The organism is Cupriavidus sp. P-10 (genome assembly GCF_003402535.2).
GTDB lineage: Bacteria > Pseudomonadota > Gammaproteobacteria > Burkholderiales > Burkholderiaceae > Cupriavidus.
The window spans coordinates 1,327,961-1,349,577 of record NZ_AP025172.1 but is presented as its reverse complement, the minus strand read 5'-3'; the positions used below and the strand labels follow the sequence as shown (position 1 = coordinate 1,349,577).

At 62.0% G+C, this 21,617-nt stretch carries 17 protein-coding genes; 6 read left to right on the top strand and 11 right to left on the bottom strand.

Features of this window, described 5'->3' with window-relative positions:
* The first annotated feature begins 60 nt into the window (after positions 1 to 60).
* From CTP10_RS36210 to CTP10_RS36200, 3 genes are all read left to right on the top strand, one after another.
* Positions 61 to 1,461 (top strand): MFS transporter, encoded by a 1,401-nt coding sequence (locus CTP10_RS36210; RefSeq protein WP_116322823.1) that lies wholly within the window; start codon positions 61 to 63, stop codon positions 1,459 to 1,461.
* A 56-nt stretch (positions 1,462 to 1,517) separates the two neighbouring features.
* The gene (locus CTP10_RS36205; protein ID WP_116322822.1) at positions 1,518 to 2,342 is read left to right on the top strand and encodes a 3-keto-5-aminohexanoate cleavage protein; all 825 of its coding nucleotides are present in this window, start codon (positions 1,518 to 1,520) and stop codon (positions 2,340 to 2,342) included.
* A gap of 328 nt (positions 2,343 to 2,670) precedes the next feature.
* Positions 2,671 to 3,492: a hypothetical protein gene (locus CTP10_RS36200; RefSeq protein WP_116322821.1), complete on the top strand. Its 822-nt coding sequence runs from the start codon at positions 2,671 to 2,673 to the stop codon at positions 3,490 to 3,492.
* Between the two features lie 16 nt (positions 3,493 to 3,508).
* Here the strand turns inward: CTP10_RS36200 and CTP10_RS36195 are convergent, their stop codons facing one another.
* From CTP10_RS36195 to CTP10_RS36155, 9 genes are all read right to left on the bottom strand, one after another.
* On the bottom strand, positions 3,509 to 4,900 hold the full coding sequence (locus CTP10_RS36195) for an aspartate aminotransferase family protein (RefSeq protein ID WP_116322820.1): 1,392 nt from the start codon (positions 4,898 to 4,900) through the stop codon (positions 3,509 to 3,511).
* A 216-nt stretch (positions 4,901 to 5,116) separates the two neighbouring features.
* Positions 5,117 to 6,406, bottom strand: coding sequence for a 4-aminobutyrate--2-oxoglutarate transaminase (gabT, locus tag CTP10_RS36190; RefSeq protein WP_116322819.1), 1,290 nt, complete (start codon positions 6,404 to 6,406; stop codon positions 5,117 to 5,119).
* A 10-nt stretch (positions 6,407 to 6,416) separates the two neighbouring features.
* Positions 6,417 to 9,371: an FAD-binding and (Fe-S)-binding domain-containing protein gene (locus tag CTP10_RS36185; RefSeq protein WP_116322818.1), complete on the bottom strand. Its 2,955-nt coding sequence runs from the start codon at positions 9,369 to 9,371 to the stop codon at positions 6,417 to 6,419.
* A 241-nt stretch (positions 9,372 to 9,612) separates the two neighbouring features.
* Complete coding sequence (locus CTP10_RS36180; protein ID WP_116322817.1) at positions 9,613 to 11,094, bottom strand: NAD-dependent succinate-semialdehyde dehydrogenase; 1,482 nt, start codon at positions 11,092 to 11,094, stop codon at positions 9,613 to 9,615.
* A gap of 105 nt (positions 11,095 to 11,199) precedes the next feature.
* Complete coding sequence (locus tag CTP10_RS36175; protein WP_116322816.1) at positions 11,200 to 12,855, bottom strand: ABC transporter ATP-binding protein; 1,656 nt, start codon at positions 12,853 to 12,855, stop codon at positions 11,200 to 11,202.
* Positions 12,855 to 13,739 carry an ABC transporter permease gene (locus CTP10_RS36170; RefSeq protein ID WP_116322815.1) on the bottom strand — a complete coding sequence of 295 codons (885 nt, stop codon included), beginning with the start codon at positions 13,737 to 13,739 and terminating at the stop codon, positions 12,855 to 12,857. Before CTP10_RS36170 ends, CTP10_RS36175 begins: the two co-directional genes overlap by 1 nt.
* Positions 13,740 to 13,759: 20 nt before the next feature.
* Positions 13,760 to 14,716, bottom strand: coding sequence for an ABC transporter permease (locus CTP10_RS36165; protein ID WP_116322814.1), 957 nt, complete (start codon positions 14,714 to 14,716; stop codon positions 13,760 to 13,762).
* A 22-nt stretch (positions 14,717 to 14,738) separates the two neighbouring features.
* Positions 14,739 to 16,358: an ABC transporter substrate-binding protein gene (locus CTP10_RS36160; RefSeq protein ID WP_116322813.1), complete on the bottom strand. Its 1,620-nt coding sequence runs from the start codon at positions 16,356 to 16,358 to the stop codon at positions 14,739 to 14,741.
* Between the two features lie 52 nt (positions 16,359 to 16,410).
* A complete protein-coding gene (locus CTP10_RS36155) occupies positions 16,411 to 17,703 on the bottom strand; it encodes an NAD(P)/FAD-dependent oxidoreductase (RefSeq protein ID WP_116322812.1) in 1,293 nt (430 codons plus the stop codon).
* A gap of 204 nt (positions 17,704 to 17,907) precedes the next feature.
* Between CTP10_RS36155 and CTP10_RS36150 the strand changes: the two genes are divergently transcribed.
* The 3 genes from CTP10_RS36150 (at position 17,908) to CTP10_RS36140 (ending at position 20,439) form a co-directional block, all read left to right on the top strand.
* On the top strand, positions 17,908 to 18,933 hold the full coding sequence (locus CTP10_RS36150; RefSeq protein ID WP_147316294.1) for an N-acetyltransferase: 1,026 nt from the start codon (positions 17,908 to 17,910) through the stop codon (positions 18,931 to 18,933).
* Between the two features lie 4 nt (positions 18,934 to 18,937).
* Positions 18,938 to 19,873, top strand: coding sequence for a 2-hydroxyacid dehydrogenase (locus CTP10_RS36145; RefSeq protein WP_116322810.1), 936 nt, complete (start codon positions 18,938 to 18,940; stop codon positions 19,871 to 19,873).
* 74 nt (positions 19,874 to 19,947) lie between these two features.
* The gene (locus tag CTP10_RS36140; RefSeq protein WP_059970353.1) at positions 19,948 to 20,439 is read left to right on the top strand and encodes an Lrp/AsnC family transcriptional regulator; all 492 of its coding nucleotides are present in this window, start codon (positions 19,948 to 19,950) and stop codon (positions 20,437 to 20,439) included.
* Positions 20,440 to 20,487: 48 nt separating this feature from the next.
* On the opposite strand, the gene CTP10_RS36135 is transcribed toward CTP10_RS36140, so the two are convergent.
* Together CTP10_RS36135 and CTP10_RS36130 are read right to left on the bottom strand one after the other, a co-directional pair.
* Positions 20,488 to 20,838, bottom strand: coding sequence for a cupin domain-containing protein (locus CTP10_RS36135; protein ID WP_116322809.1), 351 nt, complete (start codon positions 20,836 to 20,838; stop codon positions 20,488 to 20,490).
* Between the two features lie 71 nt (positions 20,839 to 20,909).
* Positions 20,910 to 21,608, bottom strand: a complete 699-nt coding sequence (locus CTP10_RS36130) for an HAD-IA family hydrolase (RefSeq protein WP_116322855.1) — start codon at positions 21,606 to 21,608, stop codon at positions 20,910 to 20,912.
* Between the last annotated feature and the right edge of the window lie 9 nt (positions 21,609 to 21,617).

Below are 21,617 nucleotides of genomic sequence, written 5' to 3'. Positions count from 1 at the left end.
GAACCGCAGTTGCCGCGGAGAACGCCGCGACCATTCCTAAAACAATGGAGGAGACAAAGCATGCGTCATATTGACGTTCACAAGCTCGCCGACGATGTGCGCTTCAACAGATTCCACGCTGGCCTGCTGTTCTGGTGCGCGCTTATCATCATCTTTGACGGCTATGACCTTGCCGTCGTGGGCATTGCGCTCCCATCCATCATGAAAGACATGGGCGTCGACGCGACCCGCGCCGGCTTCATGGTCAGTTCCGCGCTGTTCGGCATGATGTTCGGCGCCGTCATCATGGGTACGATTGCCGATCGCATTGGCCGGCCAAAAGCCATTGCAGTCTGTATTGCGCTCTTCAGCGTCTTTACTGCTGCGGCGGGAATGACGCAGGATCCGGTCACGTTCAGCATTACCCGGTTCCTTGCCGGATTGGGCATCGGCGGTGTGATGCCCAATGTCGTCGCCCAGATGACAGAGTTCTCGCCGCGCAAGATCCGCGGAACCATGGTCACGCTGATGTTTAGCGGGTATTCCGTAGGCGGGATTCTCGCCGCAATCATGGGCAAATCACTGATCGAGACGTATGGTTGGCAATCGGTATTCCTGGCTGCGAGCGTTCCCGTACTTATCATCCCTGCTGCGTTGAAGCTGATGCCGGAGTCACTGGCCTTCCTGATCCAGCGCAATCGTCTGGACACTCTCAAAGCAGTGCTGGCCCAGATGGAGCCCACCTACCGCGCTCAGACGACAGACCGGTTCGACTTGCCGCAGACCGAGAAAGGGTCCAGCGCTCCCATCAGCATGCTGTTCCGTGATGGCCGCGGATTCAGCACCGTGATGCTATGGGTCGCCTTCTTCATGTGCCTGTTCATGGTCTATGCATTGAGCTCCTGGCTCGCGAAACTCATGGCTGGCGCGGGCTATAGCCTCGGCTCGGCACTGACGTTCGTGCTGGTGTTGAACTTTGGCGCGATGGCCGGCGCAATCGGAGGTGGTTGGCTGGCAGACAAGTTCAATATCAAATACGTGCTGGTTGGCATGTACGCACTTGCCGCGATATCGATCACGCTGCTTGGCTACAAGATGCCGACCGAGGCCTTGTTCGTCGTGGTTGCGCTCGCCGGAGCATCCACGATCGGCACGCAAATTGTGACGTACGCCTATGCAGGGCAGTTCTACCCAGTTACCGTCCGGGGCACGGGCATTGGCTGGGCATCTGGTGTCGGCAGAAGCGGCGCAATCCTCGCGCCCATTGTCATCGGCGTGCTGGTAAGCATGTCCCTTCCGCTCCAGCAGAATTTCGCCGCAATGGCAGTGCCTGGTGTCATAGCAGTGCTGGCTGTGCTCCTGATTGACCATAAGCGGTCGGCATCGGTGATCGACAGCAGGTCGGGCCAGGGCGAAGAGGATTCGGAACGGACGGTCGTTCTAGACGGCGCCCAACCAGTACAGAGGTCGCGTTATCGGTGACCCTGGAGGCACCAAGAAATACCGCGTCCACGCTACCTATTCTACTGAGATCAAGCATGAACAAGCCTTGCATCATTTCTGTTGCGATCACGGGATCACTGCCGCGCAAGAAAGACAATCCGGCTGTGCCAATCACGGTGAGCGAGCAGGTGGAGTCGACCCAGGCGGCATTCGAAGCCGGGGCGACCCTGGTCCATCTTCACGTACGCAACGATGACGAAACTCCCACGTCAAATCCTGATCGTTTCGCCTTGGTGCTGGAGGGCATTCGCAAGCACGCGCCGGGCATGATCACCCAGGTGTCCACCGGGGGCCGCTCCGGGGCCGGCAATGAGCGAGGTGCCATGCTATCCCTGCGGCCGGACATGGCATCCCTGGCCACCGGCTCCGTCAACTTCCCGACCCGGGTCTATGACAATTCGCCCGACCTGGTCGACTGGCTCGCCGCCGAAATGAAAACCTACGGCATCAAGCCCGAAGTCGAGGCGTTTGACCTGTCGATGATCTTCCAGGCCGCGGCTATGCAGGCAGCGGGCGCGATCGTGGGTCCCCTGCATATCCAATTTGTGATGGGCATCAAGAATGCAATGCCTGTCGATCGCGAAGTGCTTGAATTCTACGTTCGTACCCTTAACCGCCTTTCGCCCGATGCAACGTGGACCGGCGCAGGCATTGGTCGAGATCAACTGACGATGGCTCGCTGGTCTCTCGAGCTAGGGGGGCACTGCCGCACCGGGCTCGAGGACAATGTGCGCATGGACAAGAATACACTCGCCCTGTCCAACGCCGCGCTGGTGCGCCAGGTTGCCGAGCTGTGCGAGGAGTATGGTCGCCCCGTCGCGACCGCAGCTCAGGCTCGCGAGATCCTGAGCTTGTGCTGAGCACCTTCCCACATCGCTCACTACAACACCAACCCAAGCCGTTCAACTGGACCGAGAGCGCTCGCGACATCCTTCAGAAAGTCATTCGCGTCAACCGCTGACCAAATTTCAAGATAACCGCCCGGTGTCGTGAAGGAGAGTGAACCAAAACGTGGGAGGCCATTTCCGTTGACTTGACCGCCGTCATAGACGGCATGACCGCGCCGTACCCGATGGGATACGGTGCTTGGAATCCGCGAAGTTTCTAACGAAAAGAGCCCATCCAGCCCGCCCGGCGCGCTGACCGTATCAGCTATGCTGGCGACGTTGCCAACCGATCGGAGTTGCTATGCGACTGATCATCGAGGCCCGCCTGGAGGGTGGGAAAACGGGTGAGACTGAAGCAACGATCGTTGCTGTGGTGGAACGAAAGGACCGGAGCGTCGCCGACCTGGGACTTACACTTGCCGAAGGTCGCGCCTTGCTTGCTGAGGTTCAATCGTTACTGGTGTCGGAGCAGACTGCCGGGTGGATGGGGGGCCAATTGGCTTGCGATCGTTGTGGCTCGATGCTGGCGCATAAGGACGCACGGTCGATCGTGCTGCGAACCGTGTTTGGCAAGGTCGACGTGCCGAGTCCGAGGCTGTGGGCGTGCAACTGCGCGGCGAAGCAAGGACAACCGCGCCGCTCAGTGAGTCCGCTGTGCAAGGCCGTTCACCAGCGTGTGACGCCGGAATTGGAGTACCTGCAGGCCAAATGGGCTGCCCATCTACCCTACCGTCAGGCCACTGAGCTGCTTCGAGAGGTCCTTCCGCTGGACAAAGGGATTTCCTTCGGTAGTACTCGCCGTCGGATCCTCGCCATCGGGAGGGCGCTGGACGCGCAGATCGAGCGCGATATCGTGTCTGGACCCAAAGCGGTCAGCGGAGAGCAGATTCGCGAATCGACCACCGTCGGCTGCGTGAGCGTCGACTCGGCTTGGCTGAGCTTCAGCAGCAGCCCCAAGAGCCGCAAAACGGCGCGCGAGCTTGCCGAGCTGAAATCGCCTTGGGCGCAGAAGTTGACTCGGGATCGACATGTCAACATCGTTGCGGGCCGCGCAACTCTTGCTGATCGCACCCCGCGTCTCTACGCGTACGTGCTAAGAGGCAATGGCGCGCGAATTCTCTAGCTGCGCAGGGTTCGAATCAGTTCGAAATGGCGGCGCGGACAGCAGGATCGGCCAGAACCTCGTCAAGCGCACTTCGCAAACGAAGGAACAACGTTTCAAAGTCGGCCTCCGAATAGCACAATGCCGGCGCAAAGCCAAGGATGTTGTCCCCGAAGGCCCGGTAGATCAAGCCGTTTCGGTACCCTGCGGCGAACAGCTTGTCGGACAGACCCAGGGCCGGGTCAAAGCGCTGCTTCGTCGATTTGTTGCTGACCAGTTCGAGTGCCCCAAGCAAGCCCAGGGAGCGAGCATTGCCCACCAGCGGATGGTCCAGCATCTGCTTGAGGCCATCCGAGAATGGCAGTGCGACGCGCTGGCCATTGGCCAGCAGTCCACCTTCCTGGTACAACCGCAAGACCTCCAGCGCCACTGCGGCACTCACCGGGTGAGCGGAATAGGTCATGCCGTGTCCAATGGACTGGCCGGCCGGCGTACCGTCCGCGATACCGTTGTAGACCGCATCGGACATCAGCACAGCACCCATTGGCACGTAGCCCGCCGTCAGCCCCTTTGCCACCGTCATGAGGTCTGGCTGCACATCTTCGTGCTCGCACGCGAACATCGGACCAGTACGGCCGAAACCCGTAATGACCTCGTCCGCGACGAACAGAATGTCCAACTCCCGGCACGCATCGCGCATTGCCTTGAGCCATCCGCGGGGCGGTACGATAACTCCGCCCGATCCTTGTACCGGTTCGCAGAAAAACGCCGCGACGTTCTCCGGGCCGAGTTCTTCGACCCTCTTGCGCAGCGCCGCCACGGAAGCAGCAATGATTGCAGTCTCATCGGTTCCGTCAGGCTGACGATACGGATAAGGAGACGGAATGTAGTGTTGATTGGCGCGAGGCAGGTCGAAACCGTAGTGGAACGCGGGCAGGGCAGTCAGGCCGGCGCCGAACGACGACGATCCGTGATAGCCACGCTCCAGAGAAATGAAGTGCTTCTTTGCCGGGCGGCCGGTGGCATTGAAGTAGGCTGTAATGTAGCGCACAGCCGAATCCACCGCGTCCGAGCCGCCTAGCGTGAAATAGACATGCCGCAGGGAAGCGGGTGAGAGCTCGACCAGCTTCGAGGCCAGCTCGATCGCCGGTTCGCTGCTGAAGTGAAAATAGCCGGTGGCATAGGGCAACTCGCGCATTTGTCGTGCCGCCGCTTCCACCACGCTTTCCTGGCCATACCCCACGTTGACGCACCATAGCCCGGCGAACGCATCCAGCAGTTCGTTTCCATCGGCATCGCGGACATAGGCACCCTTTCCGGAGGTGAGGATGGTGGGCCCTCGTTGTTCATGAGTGCGCCAGGCCGAGACGGGATGAATGAGGTGGGCGCGGTCTAGCGCGACCAGGGCTTCGTGGGATTCAGAGTGCATGGGCAAGGGTCGGTGCGAGAAAGGTCGCACTCAGCATATGCTGTTTCAGGAAGTAGTTGATGCCGCAATGCCACTGCGCAACCGGCGCCCGTCGCATAGTTAATGCCGATTCAGCAGAAAATGCCGCGCGCCACGAGAAGTGGACGTTCCCTGTCCCGGCCGTCCTACTGTGGGGGGGGGGGCGCGGCGGGTACGACCGTCGCGCCCATGCCAATATCACTTGGAAATGCTCGTGGACGCCCCAATCGCGTCACGCAGGATGGTCAAGGCCTCTGCGATGGTCTCGGGGGCGCTGTTCAACGGCGCCAGCAGGCGCACCGTGTTGCGATGCACACCGCACTTGATAACCAGCAGACCGCGCGTACGGCATTCGTCGATGACCGTTTGCGCCAGCGTAGCGTCCGGCTGGAAGGGGTCGCCGTCACGCACGAATTCCAGTGCGAGCATTGAGCCGACACCACGGACGGTGCCGATTGCCGGGAAATCACGCGCGATGGCGTCGAGACCGGAACGCAGCAGCTCGCCGGTCTGCTTTGACTTCTCGAGCAGCTTGTCCTGCTCGAAGACATCCAGCACGGCCAGCGCTGCGGCGCAGGCCAGCGGGTTGCCGGCGTAGGTGCCACCAAGGCCGCCGGGAGCAGGGGCATCCATGATTTCGGCACGACCGACCACACCGGCCAGCGGAAGACCGCCGGCCAGGCTCTTTGCCACCGTCACGAGGTCCGGCTGAATGCCGGCGTGCTGGAAGCCGAACATCGTTCCCGTGCGGCCAAAGCCCGCCTGGATTTCGTCGAGGATCAGCACGATGCCGTGACGCTTGGTCAGTTCACGGAGCGCCTGCAGGAACTCAGTACCCGCCGGCAGGAAACCGCCATCGCCCTGAACGGGTTCGAGAATCACAGCGGCAACGCGCTCGGGAGCTATTTGCGTGGCGAACAGATCCTCGAGCGCGCGGATTGCAGCGGCCGCGTCGAAGCCGCGATACGGATCTGGGTAAGGGGTATGGTAGATGTCTGCCGCCTGGCCGAAATTCTGTTTGTATGGCGTGCTCATGCCCGTCAGCGTCGAACCCAGAAGGGTGCGGCCGTGGAAGCCGCCGCGGAAGGCGATGACGCCGGGCACATTGCGATAGGCACGCGCAATCTTGATGGCGTTTTCCACCGCTTCTGCGCCTGTTGTCACGAGTAGCGACTTGTAGGCTTCACTTCCGCCAACCAGCTTGTTCAGTCGCGCTGCCAGATCCACGTACACGTCATAGCCAACCACCTGAAAGGCAGCGTGCGTGACGCGGTTCAATTGCGTGCGCACGGCCTCGACGACCTTCGGGTGATTGTGGCCAATGTTCTGGACACCGATACCGCCGACAAAATCGATATAGCGGCGACCCTCCACGTCCCACAGATAGGCACCCTCGGCCTTCTCGGCGAAGAGGGGATGGGCCGTGACCACTCCGTGGGGCACGTGTTTGCCGCGCTCGGCGATATAGGCTTGGTTGGTTTGGCTCATGCTAGATACCTCATTGAAGTTCAGCGACAGCGGCGTCGCGTTGATTTGCGGGGGCAACAGATCGGTCAATAGGGGCAGTCGCTTCGGCTAGAACCTCGGCCAAGTGGCGTGCATCGCGTCCGGATACCTTGCGAATCTGGGACCGGCAGCTGAAGCCGTCGGCAACCACCGTGGCGTCGGCGCCAAGGACGTCAAGCTTAGGAAGAAGCGTACTCTCGCCAATGCGGCGAGAGACGGCTGCTGTCTTCTCGTGGTAGCCAAAGGCACCGGCCATACCGCAGCAGCCGGTGTTCATTACGTTCAGGCCCATCGCGCTCTCTGCGCTCGAGCCACCGCATGCGCGCTGGTGGCAATGGGCATGTGCATGGACTTCCGTACTGGCCTCAAGCTTGATGCCGGCGCGCTTGGCGAACTCGGCCATCGTCTCGGTGAGACCCGCTAGCCTCTTCGCCCTCGGATCATTGGGAAGCATTGCCAGCATTTCGTCGCGGAAGACCGACAGACAGCTTGGCTCCAGTACCAGAACGGGAACACCCGCTGCGATGGGATCTGCCAGCACGTCAAGCAACTCAAGCAAATTGTTGCGCGCCTGGTCGAGAAGACCGACATCGTAGAAGGGGCGGCCGCAGCAGACGTGCCGTGAACTAAGCCGTGCGCGCCAGCCGTGCCGCTCGATCACCTTTACGGCCGCCTCCAGCACGTGCGGGGTGAAGCCGTTGTTGAAGCTGTCGGTCCAGACCACCACATCGCGCGGACCAAACGATTCGTTGCGCACGGTCTCCAGACGCCTTGCCGTATTGCTGCGGCGGAATGCCGTGTCTGCCACCGGTGGGAGAGCGGCACCCTCTGCCAGGCCGAACATTCTTCCGATCCTTCGCGAGACGCGGTTCTGCATGACTGCATTGAACGCGCCGCTGAAGCGGGTCGCGACGGGCAGCCACTGTCCGAGTCGGCCGATCAATGCGTCCATCGGCGCGCGCATACGTCGCTGATAGTAGCGATAGAGGAATTCGCTTCGGTATTTTGGAATATCGACGTGGGTGGGACAGTCGTTCTTGCAGCCCTTGCAGGAAAGGCAGAGGTCCATCGAGTCCTTCACGTCCTTTGCATCGCGCGTCTCGTCGATGATCTCGCCGTTAAGCATCTCAAAGAACATGCGTGCCCGCCCACGCGTGGCATATCGTTCCTCACGTGTGGCCTTGAAGCTGGGGCACATGGTGCCACCGTCCAGCGAACGGCACTTGCCCATGCCAATGCAGCGTTCGGTTTCACGTCCGTAGCCGGCGTTGGCACCGGCGCCCATCGGGTACGTGAACACGCTGGGGACGTCGCTGCGGCGATAGTCAGGGCCCAGCCGGAGGTTGGCGTCGACCGGCATGGCGTCGATCAGCTTGCCGGGGTTCATCAGGCCGTGCGGGTCCCATAGGGCCTTGAACTCGCGGAAGGCCTGCATAAGGCGTGGGCTGAACATGAGCGGGAGCAGCTCGCCCTTGGCCTGGCCGTCACCATGCTCGCCGGACAGGGAGCCCTTGTACTTGACCACCAGTGCTGCCGCCTCTTCCAGAAACTTGCGCCAGTCGCTTACGCCGGCCCTGGACCGAAGGTCGAAGGTGATGCGCGAGTGGATGCAACCGTCGCCAAAATGGCCATACATATTGGTCTTGTAGCCATAGCGGGCGACCAGTGCAGAGAACTCTCTCAGGTACGGGCCGAGCAGGGACGGCTCGACCGCGGCATCTTCCCAGCCTACCGTGGGATCGGGTTGGCCGGGCACCGTTGACAGTGAGGTAGCCGATGCCCCGGTTTCGCGGATGGCCCACAGTCGGCCCATTAGCCCGGCGTCTTCAACCAGTCGGACACTGGGCTTTGAGGCAAACGTTGCTGCGGCTGCCGACGCATGGCGTGCCTGCCTGATGGCCTCGCTGCGTTCGCTCGCTCCGAACTCGATCATCAGCCAGGCATTCCCGGCCGGAAGTTCGGCGATGTCGTCGAGCTTCAACCCCAGCTCCTTCAAGCCGCCGATGATGCCGGTGTCGAGGCCTTCCATGGCGATCGGGCCAAGGGGCAGCAAATCCGGCACGCAGTCCGCAGCGTCAAAGATCGACTCGAAGCCGAGCACGAGCAGGACCCGCTGCGACAATCCTTCCACTAGCCGTGTCTCGGCACGCAGAACGGTGGCGCATGTACCTTCTGTTCCCACCAGTGCACGCGCAATATTGAATCCGTTATCGGGCAGCAGCTGGTCCAGGTTGTAGCCTGAGACGCGACGCTTCAGACGGGGAAAGCCGACACGAATGTCCTCCGCATAGCGATCGGCGAGATCACGCAGCCCTCGCACAATGCGGGCACGCTCGCCACCGGCGGCCAAGTGCTCGGCGTACGCGGCTTCGCTGGTGGCACCGACCCAGAAGCGAGCCCCGGTGGCCGTTACCACCTCCAGACGCTCGATATTCTCGACGGTTTTTCCTGCCATGACCGAGTGGGCGCCGCAGGAGTTGTTGCCGATCATGCCGCCCAGGGTGCAACGGCTGTGTGTGGCGGGATCCGGGCCGAACGTCAGACCATGGTCAGCGGCAGCCTGCTTGAGCTGGTCGCAGATGACACCTGGCTGTACGCGACCGATGCGCGCTTCCGAGTCAATCGACTCAACGGCATGCAGGTATTTCGAATGGTCGATACAGATCGCTGCATTGACCGACTGTCCGCTCATCGAGGTACCCGCACCACGTGGCACCATTGCCACCCCCAGTTCGCCACAAGCGCGCACGGTAGTCTCGAGATCCGCCATGGTGCGGGGGATGACCACACCCAGCGGAACCTGCCGGTAGTTCGAGGCTTCGGAGGCGTAGATGGCACGCGTCACCTGGTCAAATCGCAACTCCGCCGTGGTCTCTGCTTCCAGGCGTTTGCGCAGGCGCAGCAGCAGGTTGAGATCGCGTGGCAATTGGGAGGTGGCTTGTGTCATAGTCGTCGCGGTTCGGCCCGTTCGGCGCCCGATGCGCAGGGGTTGTGGCTCAGTATAGGGAGGCGGGCAGTCAAGCTTTGACCGAAATCGGGGGGCTGTTCAGCAGCGTATTTCGTTGTCTGACGCCGAACAGCAGTTCCTTTTTTCGTGCCGGCCGCGCTCAGTGAGTGCGGCGGTTAGGCGCGAGATAAAGCAGGATGAGCCCGCGGTATCCGCAACCGCAGGCTCGAATGCCCCCTGCTCAGTCGAGCTGACCTTGGCAGACGTACTTGATGTGCATGTACTCTTCCAGACCGTAGCGTGAGCCTTCACGGCCATAGCCGGAGTCCTTGATCCCGCCGAAGGGTGCCGCTTCCGCTGCGATGGCGCCTTCGTTGATACCGACAATGCCGGACTCGAGCGCGTCGGCCAGGCGCCAGATGCGCTTCACGTCGTTCGAATAGAAGTAAGCCGCAAGACCGAAAGGCGTAGCATTGGCGGTGGCCACGACTTCAGCCTCGGTCGAAAAGCGCGTCACCGGAGCGACGGGCCCGAACGTTTCTTCGCACGAGCACTCCATCGTCGCATCGACATCCACGAGAACCGTCGGCGCGTAGTAGTTCGGTCCCGGGCAGCGGTCCGATTTGATCCGCTTGCCGCCCGCCACCACGCGGGCGCCGCGGCTAACTGCGTCATTGACGTGGCGCTCGATCTTGTCCACGGCGCGAGCGTTGATCATCGGGCCGATCTGCGCGGCCGAGTCGGTCGCGGGCGCCACGACGAGTGCGCTGACACGAGCTGCCAGCTTTTCCACGAATGCATCGTGGACCTTGTCCTGCACGAAAATGCGGTTGGGGCACACGCAGGTCTGACCGCCATTGCGGAACTTGGCAGCCATCAGTCCCTCGACCGCTGCGTCGAGATCGGCATCATCGAAGACAATGAACGGAGCGTTGCCACCCAGCTCCAGCGAAAGCTTCTTGAGCGTGTCAGCAGAGCGGCGCGCCAGGTGCTTGCCTACCGGTGTCGAACCGGTGAACGTCATTTTGCGTACACGGGGGTCGTCCAGCCACACGTCAACCACTTCGGCGGCACGTTCGCGCGATGCGGTAACGATGTTCAGCACGCCCGGCGGTACACCTGCCTGCTCGGCAAGCTTGACCAGCGCCAGCGAGGTAAGGGGTGTGTCTTCCGCGGGCTTGCATACGACGGTGCAGCCTGCCGCGAGGGCCGGGGCAATCTTGCGGGCGATCATCGCTGCCGGGAAGTTCCACGGGGTAATGGCAGCGATCACGCCGACGGGCTCACGCAACGCAAACATGCGACGGCCGGGTACCGGCGCTGCGATGACATCGCCATCGGCACGGGTCGCTTCTTCGGCGAACCACTCGATGTAGCTGGCTGCGTACATGACCTCGCCCTTGCCCTCGGCAAGCGGCTTGCCTTGCTCTCGCGAGATCAGGCGGCCGAGGTCCTCTACGTGCGCGACGACAAGGTCATTCCAGCGTTTGACGATCTGCGCTCGTTGCTTGGCCGGTACCTTCTTCCACGTTGCAAACGCTGCATGGGCAACATCCACGGCGTGCCTGGCGTCCGCTGCGCCGCTGTCCGGCACGATGGCAAACACTTCGTCGGTCGCCGGGTCGCACACGTTCAGCGTGCGGCCATCCGCGGCGGCGCTCCATTCCGCGCCGATCAGATTGGCGCCAGGCATGAGGATGGGGTTCTGGATGGTCAAAGACATTTCATCTCTCCTAGGCAACAGGGGGCCGCTGCCACGTCGCGCAAATGCGCAGACATGGCGAAGCAGCGATTCGGGTTATGAAGGAAGTAGCTGCGTCGGCAGCAGCTAGTGCGTTGCCACGGCCGAGTTCTCACATGCGGAGCGGGCAGCGGCCAGATCGACCTCGTCGATCCACCCACGCCGCAATTCCGGTACGGAACGGGCAAGCAGGTCGTAGTACGGGTGATGGGGTCCGCGCTCGTAGTCCGCGTGTGCAACCTGTGTCAGCTTGCGGCCGTGCTGCATCACCACGATTTCGTCGCAGATCGCCCGCACAGTGTGCAAGTCGTGACTGATGAACAGGTACGACACCCCAAGTTCGCGGCGCAGCTCCGCCATCAGGTCGAGGATCGCCGCGCCAACGACAGTATCAAGCGCAGAAGTAATCTCGTCGCACAGGATCAGCTCCGGCTCAGCCGCAAGCGCGCGGGCCAGGTTGATACGCTGCTTCTGCCCGCCGGAGAGGCCGGCAGGAGTGCGGGCAGCAAGGCTGGCAGGAAGCCGGACCAGATCCAGCAGCTCCCGGATGCGTGCACTTTGCTTGGACCCGCGCAACCCATGGAAGAATTGCAAGGGACGGGCCAGGATTTCCTCGATGGTGTGCGACGGATTCAACGCAGTGTCGGCCATCTGAAACACGATCTGGATCCGGCGCAAAGAATCACGGCTGCGTTTGTCCAAGGATGGCGGAAGCGGCTGTCCGTCGAACTTGATGCTTCCCGCGCATGGCGAAACCAGGCCTGCGATCGCCCGGGCCAACGTAGTTTTCCCCGAACCGGATTCGCCGATTACCCCAATGGACTGGCCCCGGTGAAGTGTCAGATCGATGTGGTCGAGGATCTTCACTGCCGGTTGTCCTTTGGCGTCGACCGGCCCATATCCTGCGGACACTCCTTTGACTTCCAGTAGCACCGGCCTCGATGCGGCACTCTCGGGCCTGCCGCCACGCTCTGCCGGTCGCGCGGCGGCCAGCAAGCTTTGCGTGTAGTCATCTACTGGTGCATGCAGAATCTGGTCAGTCTCGCCAAGCTCGCGCATCTTGCCGTCGCGAAGCACGAGGATGTGATCGGCTACTTGCGCCACAACGGCAAGGTCATGACTCACGTACACTGCAGTTGAGCGCCGCTCGCGCACCGCACGGCGGAATGCACGCAGTACTTCGACCTGCGTGGTGACATCGAGAGCCGTCGTCGGCTCGTCGAGAATCACGAGATCCGGATCGGTGATAAGCGCCATGGCGGCCATCAAGCGCTGCAGTTGACCCCCCGACACCTGATGGGGATAGCGCTCCCCAATTGTCTCGGGATCAGGCAGTGCCAGTTCCCGGAAGAGATCGATGGCCTTGCGCTCAGCGCTGGCGCGGTCCATCAGCCGATGGATCAGCGCCGGCTCGACCACCTGATCCATGATGGTCCGCGACGGATTGAAGGACGCTGCAGCGCTCTGCGCGATATAAGTGATGGACCGGCCGCGCAATGTGCGTTGCTCGGATGGCGACAGCGACAGCACCTCGGTGTCGCCAACGCGGATGTTTCCGCCGGCGATCCTGCAACCCTGGCGGGCATAGCCCATCAGGGAAAGCGCCGTGGTGGTTTTTCCTGACCCAGACTCGCCAATCAGGGCGAGGACTTCGCCAGGAGCAATGTGGAAGTTGACGTCGTCAACGATGATGGTGTCGCCTGCCGCGATGCGCAGGTTCCTTACCTGTACTGACTTGCCCATTATTTTCCTCCGGCGCGTGCCGAGCGGCCCGGCAGGTTGTCGATGACAAGATTGACCGCGATCGTCAGGCTCGCGATGGCCAGGGCCGGTGCGATGACGGCCATGCTTCCGTCTGCGAGCGCGCCAATGTTTTCGCGCACGAGTGACCCCCAGTCGGCGTCGGGCGGCTGAATGCCGAGGCCCAGAAAGCTCAGACTCGCAAGCAGAAGGACGACGTAGACAAAGCGCAGGCCAAGATCGGCCAGCATTGGTCCGAGAATGTTGGGCAGAATCTCCTTGCGCATGATGTAGGCAGTGCTTTCGCCTCGCGTCCGGGCAACTGTCACGTAGTCCATCGCATTGATGTTGACGGCAAGCGAACGGGCAATACGAAAGGCGCCAGGCACGTAGATGATCGCGGCGGTGACTGCGAGCATCCAGACCGAGGAGCCAAACGCCGCGACCATGATCAGCGCAAACATCTTGCTCGGAATGGCGGTCAGCGTATCGAGGCCTCGGCTCAGGGCCACATCGATCCATCGTCCGCTAACCGTGGCGAGAAGCGCTAGCGAGATGCCAATGCCACTCGCACACAGCGTCGAGACCAGCGCCACGCACACCGTGTAGCGGGCTCCCAGAATGACACGAACCAGCATGTCACGACCGAGGTAATCGGTGCCAAGCCAGTGTTGCACGCTCATTGGGGCGAATACCTGGACATCGCCAGAAGGGGTGCCGTCGGTGGTGATCAGCATGGGACCGATCACCGCCGCCGCCAGCCAGGCCAGCAGCACCAGCGCGCCGAGCCAGCCCGCCGGACCAAGCCTGGGAAAGCGGAACCGGAAGCGTGATTCTGTTGGGGTCACGGACGACTGCCGGGTGTGGGTATTGGTTGTCGTGGTCATATTAATCATCCAATGGCGCGTCAGCGATGGCGCAGGCGCGGATTGGCCACGATGCCGCAGACGTCGGCCAGCGTGACGAGAAGCAGGTAAGCCACGCAGAAGATCATGGCGCACACCTGGACTACTGGCATATCGCGCTGCGACACGCTGTCGACCATGAGCTTGGCGATGCCGGGATAGTTGAAGATGGTCTCGACAATGATGACGCCACCGAGCAGGTAGGACAGGCTGAGTGCGACGGCATTGGCGATCGGGCCAATCGCGTTGGGCAACGCATGGAACAACACCATCCGCGACGGTGAGGCACCCTTCAGGCGCACCATCTCCACATACGGGGCGTTGAGCTGGTCGATCACCGCAGCCCGGGTCATGCGCAGCATCTGCGCCACGATGACGCAGCACAGGCTTAACACCGGCATCGCCAATGAACGCAGCAGCGTTTGCCACGAGTCGCCTTCGCTGACATAAGCAAGGGCGGGCAGCCAACGCAACTGGACCGCAAACAGCAGTACTGCAAGGGTAGCGACAAGGAATTCCGGGATCGATACGACGGCGACCGAGCCGATACTTACTGCGCGATCAAACCACGTCCCACGATAGACGGCGGCCAGAATCCCAAGGCCCAGGGCAATGGGCACCGAGATCAGCGCCGTCAGCCCCGCCAGCAGCAACGAATGCGGAAGGCGGCCGCCAATGGTCTCGGTAACCGCCATCCCGGTCACCAGGGACGTGCCGGCCGTTCCCTGCAGCATGCCGCCCAGCCACTTCACGTAGCGTACGGGGGCCGGCACATCCAGGCCCATCTGTGCCCGAAGCGCGGCCAGCGCTTCAGGCGTGGCGTCCTGGCCAAGTTGCTCCTGAGCGGCGTCACCAGGCAACACCGCGGTGATGGCAAAGACGATCACGGAAACCGCCAGCAGCGAAAGCACGGCCATGCCGAGGCGGCGTGCCAACAAGCGCAGAATGAAAAAATTCACGATGCCTCCTACACCCTTCTTATCAAGCCGCCAGCCAGACGTGCTCGGCGAACGAATAACCCATCAGTCCACCGAGCGGTACGGGTGACAGTCCCTTCAGGCGCTTGTTATAGCCGTCTACCGAGGCGACAAACAGCGGGATGCCGATGCCGGCGTCCTGGCGGACCATGCCCTGCATCTCTGCATAGATCTGCTTGCGCTTCGCCAGATCGGTTTCGGCGCGCGCCTGCAGCAGCAGGGCGTCGAACTTTGGATCCTTGTAGCGCGACTCGTTCCAGGTTGCGTCGGATTTGAAGAACTGGGTGAACAGCGTGTCTGCGCTGGCTCGCGGATTCACGTTGCCGAAGCCGACGGGGCTGTTGAGCCAGTGGTTGGACCAGTAGCCGTCGGCCGGCATGCGCTTGACTTCAAGGTTCAGTCCCGCGGCCCGGGCGCTCTGCTGCAGAATCTGCGCCATGTCGACGGAGTACAGCGCGGCCGGCGACGCCACGACAGGTATCGGCGCGCTGCCGATGTTGGCCTTCTTGAGGTGGAACTTCGCCTTCTCCGGGTCGAACTTCGTCTGCGGCAGGCCAGCGGCGTAGAAGCGGTTGGTGGGATCGATCGGCTGGTCGTTACCGAGCACGGCATAGCCCATCGCAATGCTCTTCTTCATCAGTTCGCGGTCAAGAAGCAGCTTCATGCCCTGAACGAAATCGGGATTGGTGCCCGGACCGGTGTCGCGCCGCATGATCAGATCCGTGTACTGACCGGACTGTGTGACGAAAATATCGGCATTGGGCGAGCCTTTGACGCGGGATGCCGAGCGCGGATTGATCGACGCAACAAGATCAAGATCGCCGGAGAGCAGCGCGTTCACGCGGGCGCCTTCGTCGCCGATTCCGACGAACTCGATTTCGTCGAGATACGGCTTGCCGGGCTTCCAGTAGTTTTCGTTGCGGACCACTACCGAGCGCACGCCCGGCTTGAATTCCTTGAGCTTGAACGGACCGGTACCGATGCCCTGGTTGAAGTCAGTCGTTCCGGCACGGACGATATGGAAGTGGAAGGTGCCGACGATGACCGGGAAGTCAGCATTCGGCGCCGTCAATACGACGGTCACTTCATTGGGGCCCGAGGCCGTAACGCTCTTGATCTGCTCGGCCAGCGACTTTGCCTTGGAGGCCGTTGCGGGATCCTTGTGGCGCATCAGGGAGAACACCACGTCGGCCGGGGTCAGGGCTTTGCCATCGTGGAACGTCACGTCCTTGCGCAGCTTGAATACCCACGTGGTCGCGTCCTGTGTGGCAAACGAGGCGGCAAGGGCCGGTTGCGGCGTAAGCGTCGAGTCAAGTTCGGTCAGACAGTTGTACAGCATCGTTCCGCGACAGTAGTCAGTCTTGTTTGACTGCTTGGCCGGATCGAGCGTATCAGCCGCTGAGGCGTTATCGCCGGCTACGCGAATGCGTCCACCGCGACGAGGCGTCTGGGCGTGCGCCGACACCGCGACGCCTGCCAGCGATCCCGCCAGGGCCGCCTGCATGCTGCCTGCGGCCAGCAGCTTGAGAATATCGCGTCGTGTGGCGCCGCGTTGCAGGGCATGCATGATGCGGGACGATTCGGTGGGACCGACGAAGTCTTCCAGCGGCTTCTTGTCAAACATGGCGATAGATCCTTGATGGGGGCGGAGCGTTGTTCGGAGGGGTCTCGCAGCGTCAGGACACTGCGTCCTTCATCCTGAAATAGAGGCCGACGGCGGGCAGGAACCACGGCGGGCCAACGTGGCCGGGGATAGCAGGCCAGTCGCGCCCGCGCCACGGGTTGGCTGCGGCTTCGCCGGCCATCACCCGTGCCATGCACTGGCCCATGTGCACTGACATCTGTGTGCCATGACCGCTGAACCCCATGGCGTAATACAAGCCGTCGCGCTCGCCGGCATGCGGCAGGCGATCCTGGGTCATGTCCACCAGCCCGCCCCAGCAGTAGTCAATGGCAACGTCAGAGAGTTGCGGAAACGCTTCAAGCATGCCGGCGCGAAGGATGGCGCCGCTGCGTGCGTCCGATTGCGGGCTCGACACGGCGAAGCGCGCACGGCCGCCAAAGATCAAGCGGTAGTCCGGTGAAAGGCGGAAGTAGTGGTGGACGTTAGCGGTCGTCACGTACGTGCGCTGGCCAGCCAGCAGCGCCTGGGCGCGCTCCTTGCCCAATGGGGCGGTGGCAATGATGAAGCTGCCGATGGGGACGATGCGGCGACGCAGCCAGCCGAAGCTGCCATAGCTGCCGTGGCGGCTGGCTCCGGTAGCGAGCAGCACCTGGTCGGCCTGCACGGTACCGCGCGGCGTGTGGACACGGTACGAGTGTCCATTGCCAACGCGTGTCAGCCGTTCCACCGGCGTATTGAAGTGGATCGCAGAGCCATGGCGCGCAGCGGCGCTGGCCAGACCAACGGCAAATCGGCCCATGTGCATCTGGCCGCTTTTCTTGTAGAGCAGGCCACCGTGATATCGGTCGCTCGCAACTTCGGCGTGTACTCGCGCGGCGTCCAGGAGCTCCACGTCAGTATCGACACCATCGCGTTGCAGACGTTCGCAGCTGCGCAACAATGCCTCCATGTGGGAAGGCCGGGAGGCGAGCTTCAGCTTGCCACGGCGCACAAAATCGCAAGCGATGTTTTCCTCGCGTACGATTGATTCCACCGTATCGACGGCGGCGTCATAGGCGTGATACCAGGCACGCGCCAGATCGGCGCCGACGCGTGCCGCCAACGTGGCGTAGTCGACAGCAAGGCCATTGTTGACATGTCCACCGTTGCGACCGGACGCTTCCCCGGCAGGCCTGTCGCCTGCTTCGAGGACAATGACGCGCGCGCCTCGTCGTGCCAGGCTCAGCGCCGCCGACAGGCCGCAGAATCCACCGCCCACGACCACGACATCTGCCGTTGCGGGCAATGGGTCAGCCGATCCGGCGAACTCTGGTACACCTTCCTTCCAATAGCTATCGAGCTTCATTTCAGTCGTGGTTTGGGGCCGCTGGCGCTGCCTGGGTTGCTGTCAAAGCCTGCTGGCGTTGCGCTGCGTGCGAGTTGCGTCATCACGCTGAAATTGAAGCATGCATGCCCGATGAGTTTATGGGGTATTTATCGCCGCCACAGCGAATACTGCGGTTTCTGTCGGGCCATTCGGCATTGCCTGCCACGGGCACGCGGCACGTGCATGTGCACCGCAAAAAACTCAGGGATTACCCGCGGACTGCACCGCGCTGGTGCGCCTTCGCCGGGCAAGCATTTTTTCCTATCACGGCGATCTCCTTCGACGCATCATGAGCGCTTCCTGACTGAATCCCGTTGCGTCGTGGAAACAATGGAATCGGCAAACACTTACGAACAACCTGCTGGTAACGCCCTTCGAATTCGCCCGATGGTGGAGAGTGACCTGTCAGATGCTCTCCAGCTCCTGGAGCGGGCCGGACGGCCGCATCGACTGCGTGATCTGACGGCACTCTTTGAGGTTGGGGAGGGCGTTGTTATCCAGGCAGGCGATGCCACGGTTGGCATGGGCATGCGCTGGCTCTGGGGCGCAGAGGAAGCGTCCGTGGGGCTGATCGCTGAACACCCTTCCTGGCGAGAGCATGGCGTCAGCGAGCAACTCATGAATGCGCTTTGCTCGGGGCTCGAGCGTCACGCTGTGCGCATGCAAGTGACGCCCCCTTTACCGGATTGGGCAACTCGCCTGGGTTTTGTCCACGTGGGTGATATTGCACGGCTTGAAGGGCGTGCCGCGTTGCCGCCGCTCGTAGCCTTGCCGGATGGTTACCGTTTGCGGCCAGCAGGCCGCAAAGACCTGCTCCTGCTGACACAGCTGGATACCGCTGCGACCGGCATGACGAGGATGAAGATGCTGCAGTCATGGCTGCCCAACGCGCTGGCTACCATGGTGGTGGACCACCCGGACGGCGCTCAGGGCTTCGCGCTGATGCGTCGGTTCGGCCGTGGTGCCGTGATCGGCCCAGTGATTGCGCCATGTACTGAAACGGCCAAGGCATTGATTGCACATCTGGCCGCCATGGCCGATGGGCGTTTCCTGCGGTTGGATGTGATGAACGCTCCGGACTTGCGTGAGTGGATCGAGACAATCGGGTTGGAGCAGACGGGCCATACGGCCCTCATGGTCAAAGGCGGCCTCCAGCAACGCCAGCCACAGTGCCGCTGTGTCGTCCTGGCCGACGAAACCTTAGGATAAGAGTATGCGAGACGAGGTCACCTTTCTCTACAAGGCTGATCCCATTCGAGGGCAGACGTGGGCGGAAGTGTTTGAGCGGGAAGCGCCGCACGTGCGCTTTCGCATGTGGCCTGACATCGGGAATCCGGGTGATGTGGAGTACCTGGCCGCCTGGGAGCCGCCAGATGACCTGGCCGCCTTTCCGAATCTGCGTGTGTTGTTTTCTACCGGTGCGGGCATCGATCAGTTCGACCTGGACAGGCTGCCCGACCACGTGCCGCTGGTGCGCATGATCGAGCCTGGCATTGTCGAGGGGATGGTCGAATATGTCACGCTGTCAGTGCTCGCGCTGCATCGCGACATGCCAGCGTACAGGCGCCAGCAGGCGCAAGGCAACTGGAGACCGCTGCAGGTTCGCTCCGCGGAGTCCTGCCGCGTAGGTGTGCTTGGCCTTGGTTCGCTTGGGCAAGCGGTATTGACCAGGCTCGCTTCGTTCGGCTTCGATTGCGCGGGTTGGGCGCGGTCGGCGCATCGGCTGGACGGGGTGCGGACATACTGCGGATGGTCTGTTCTTGACGCGTTCCTTGCGCGCACCGACATTCTTGTGTGCCTCTTGCCGCTGACGGAGGAAACGCGCGGCATTCTCGAAGGCTCGCTGTTCTCGAAGCTGCCTCGTGGCGCGAAGCTGGTGCACGTCGGACGCGGCCAGCATCTTGATGCCGCGGCGCTCATGACGGCGCTCGACGATGGCGTGCTAGGTGATGCCATCCTTGACGTCACCGATCCGGAACCATTGCCGCCTGGGGATCCGCTATGGCGTCACCCCAACGTCTGGATCACGCCCCATGTGGCAAGCATGACCCGGCCAGACACTGCTGCGCGCGTGGTGCTCGAAAACTTGCGGCGCATGAAGGCAGGGGAACCCATGGTGGGACTGGTCGATCGCGCCAAGGGATACTGACCGGGAAAGTGCCTGTTGCTTACTCCGTGGCGGACGGAGAAAATGCTGGGCACACACTTCTGTCGCAAGGAAACATGGTAGCCCCCGTAAAACTCGACCGTCTGGACCTTCGTATTCTGGCCCAACTCCAGAAGAACGGTCGTATGACCAACGTGGATCTGGCGGAGGCGGTAGGCTTGTCTGCCAGCCCCTGCCTGATTCGCGTCAAGCGCCTCGAACAGGCCGGCTATATCGGTGGGTACAGCGCGCAGATCAGGATGGACAAGCTGGGCGACATCCTGACGGTTTTCACCGAGATCACTCTGGAGGATCATCACCGGGAGGATTTTGTGCACTTCGAGAAGGCGGTAGCAAATATCGACGAGATTGTCGAATGCCATCTGGTGAGCGGTGGCTATGACTACCTGCTCAAGTTCATCACGCGGGGTGTGAACCATTACCAGGAAATAATGGAGAACCTGCTGGAAAGCAATATCGGGATCGAGAAATATTTCAGCTTTATCGTCATCAAGTCTCCGTTTATCAAGACCCATTATCCGATCGAGCGTCTGTTCCCGTCGACGTGAATGGCATGGCGTGCCGGACCCCAGGGGCGAAAGCCCCCGGAGGATCGCTTAGCCCATTACCACGTAGACTTTGCGAAGGGTCTCGCGGATATCCCATACACCCACGGTGTTGGCGGGAAAGAACAGGGTATCTCCGGCACGAATCTCCCGCGGCGCTTCGCCGGCGGGCGTAAATGTGCAAGCGCCGCTCAGAATATGCATGACTTCCGCATTGGCCAGTTGCCGTTCGAAGCGACCTGGCGTGCATTCCCAGAGTCCGCTGCGATTGGCGCCAGAGCCCTCGATTGGAACCTCCAACGATACGGTTTCGCAGGCAGGCTGGCTCAGGGGGCGCGCGACCGCGCCGCTGGCTGTGAGGCCGTCGGCCCGGGCAGAATCTGAAACAATGACGATCGGCATAGGGAAGCTTGAAAGTGCAGAGGAAGGCGCCCAAACCTGGCTGGCTGGGCGTGCAACATCACAGAGTCGGCTTACTTGCCGGCTTCGACCGCGTCAGCCAGTTCGGCCAGAAAGTGGAAGTGGTAGTCCGGCGTGGTGTGTGCGGATTCGATCGTGCCACCGGATCCCTTTTGCGCATGCCGGCGCTCGATCCAGCAGGTCGTGATGCCGAGTTCTTTCGAGATGCCGATGTCGTGATATTGGCTCTGGGCGACGTGCAGGTTATCCGCCTGCTTGTAGCCCCAGGCGCCCTCGTAGCGGCCCCGCGCATAGGCAAAGTAGCGGGCGTCAGGCTTCTCGCACATGGCATCATCGCAGCTCAATTCCATGTCGAACGGATTGCCCAGCGTTTCAGCGAAGTGGCGCAGTGCCCAGGTTTGCGCGTTGGTCATCGTGACCAGCTTGAAATGCTTGCGCAGGCGTTTCAACGCTTCGACCGAATCGGGGAACGCGGGCCAGTGAGCGACGGAGTCGCGGAAGCCCTTTGCGATCTCATCGGTCGCGGGCAGGCCCAGGCCGGGGGCGATGACCTTCCAGCAGCGCTCCAGGTCGTCCGGGTACCAGGTCGTGTCGGGACTCTTGCGGGCTTGCCTGTAGGCAGCCAGGAAGTCCTCGTCGCCGAGCTTGGAATCCGGCGCGACGCTACGCAGGTAGTTGAGCATGCCGCGCTCGAAGTCGATCAGGGTGCCGACAACGTCGAAGGTCAGGACTTTGAAATCTTTCAGACTCATGGTGAACTC

Bases quoted from the DNA above. Each gene is read 5' to 3' on its own strand.
- CTP10_RS36210 (WP_116322823.1), top strand. From the start codon at position 61: ATGCGTCATATTGACGTTCACAAGCTCGCCGACGATGTGCGCTTCAAC.
- CTP10_RS36205 (WP_116322822.1), top strand. From the start codon at position 1,518: ATGAACAAGCCTTGCATCATTTCTGTTGCGATCACGGGATCACTGCCG.
- CTP10_RS36200 (WP_116322821.1), top strand. From the start codon at position 2,671: ATGCGACTGATCATCGAGGCCCGCCTGGAGGGTGGGAAAACGGGTGAG.
- CTP10_RS36195 (WP_116322820.1), bottom strand. From the start codon at position 4,900: ATGCACTCTGAATCCCACGAAGCCCTGGTCGCGCTAGACCGCGCCCAC.
- gabT (WP_116322819.1), bottom strand. From the start codon at position 6,406: ATGAGCCAAACCAACCAAGCCTATATCGCCGAGCGCGGCAAACACGTG.
- CTP10_RS36185 (WP_116322818.1), bottom strand. From the start codon at position 9,371: ATGACACAAGCCACCTCCCAATTGCCACGCGATCTCAACCTGCTGCTG.
- CTP10_RS36180 (WP_116322817.1), bottom strand. From the start codon at position 11,094: ATGTCTTTGACCATCCAGAACCCCATCCTCATGCCTGGCGCCAATCTG.
- CTP10_RS36175 (WP_116322816.1), bottom strand. From the start codon at position 12,855: ATGGGCAAGTCAGTACAGGTAAGGAACCTGCGCATCGCGGCAGGCGAC.
- CTP10_RS36170 (WP_116322815.1), bottom strand. From the start codon at position 13,739: ATGACCACGACAACCAATACCCACACCCGGCAGTCGTCCGTGACCCCA.
- CTP10_RS36160 (WP_116322813.1), bottom strand. From the start codon at position 16,358: ATGTTTGACAAGAAGCCGCTGGAAGACTTCGTCGGTCCCACCGAATCG.
- CTP10_RS36155 (WP_116322812.1), bottom strand. From the start codon at position 17,703: ATGAAGCTCGATAGCTATTGGAAGGAAGGTGTACCAGAGTTCGCCGGA.
- CTP10_RS36150 (WP_147316294.1), top strand. From the start codon at position 17,908: ATGTGCACCGCAAAAAACTCAGGGATTACCCGCGGACTGCACCGCGCT.
- CTP10_RS36145 (WP_116322810.1), top strand. From the start codon at position 18,938: ATGCGAGACGAGGTCACCTTTCTCTACAAGGCTGATCCCATTCGAGGG.
- CTP10_RS36140 (WP_059970353.1), top strand. From the start codon at position 19,948: ATGGTAGCCCCCGTAAAACTCGACCGTCTGGACCTTCGTATTCTGGCC.
- CTP10_RS36135 (WP_116322809.1), bottom strand. From the start codon at position 20,838: ATGCCGATCGTCATTGTTTCAGATTCTGCCCGGGCCGACGGCCTCACA.
- CTP10_RS36130 (WP_116322855.1), bottom strand. From the start codon at position 21,608: ATGAGTCTGAAAGATTTCAAAGTCCTGACCTTCGACGTTGTCGGCACC.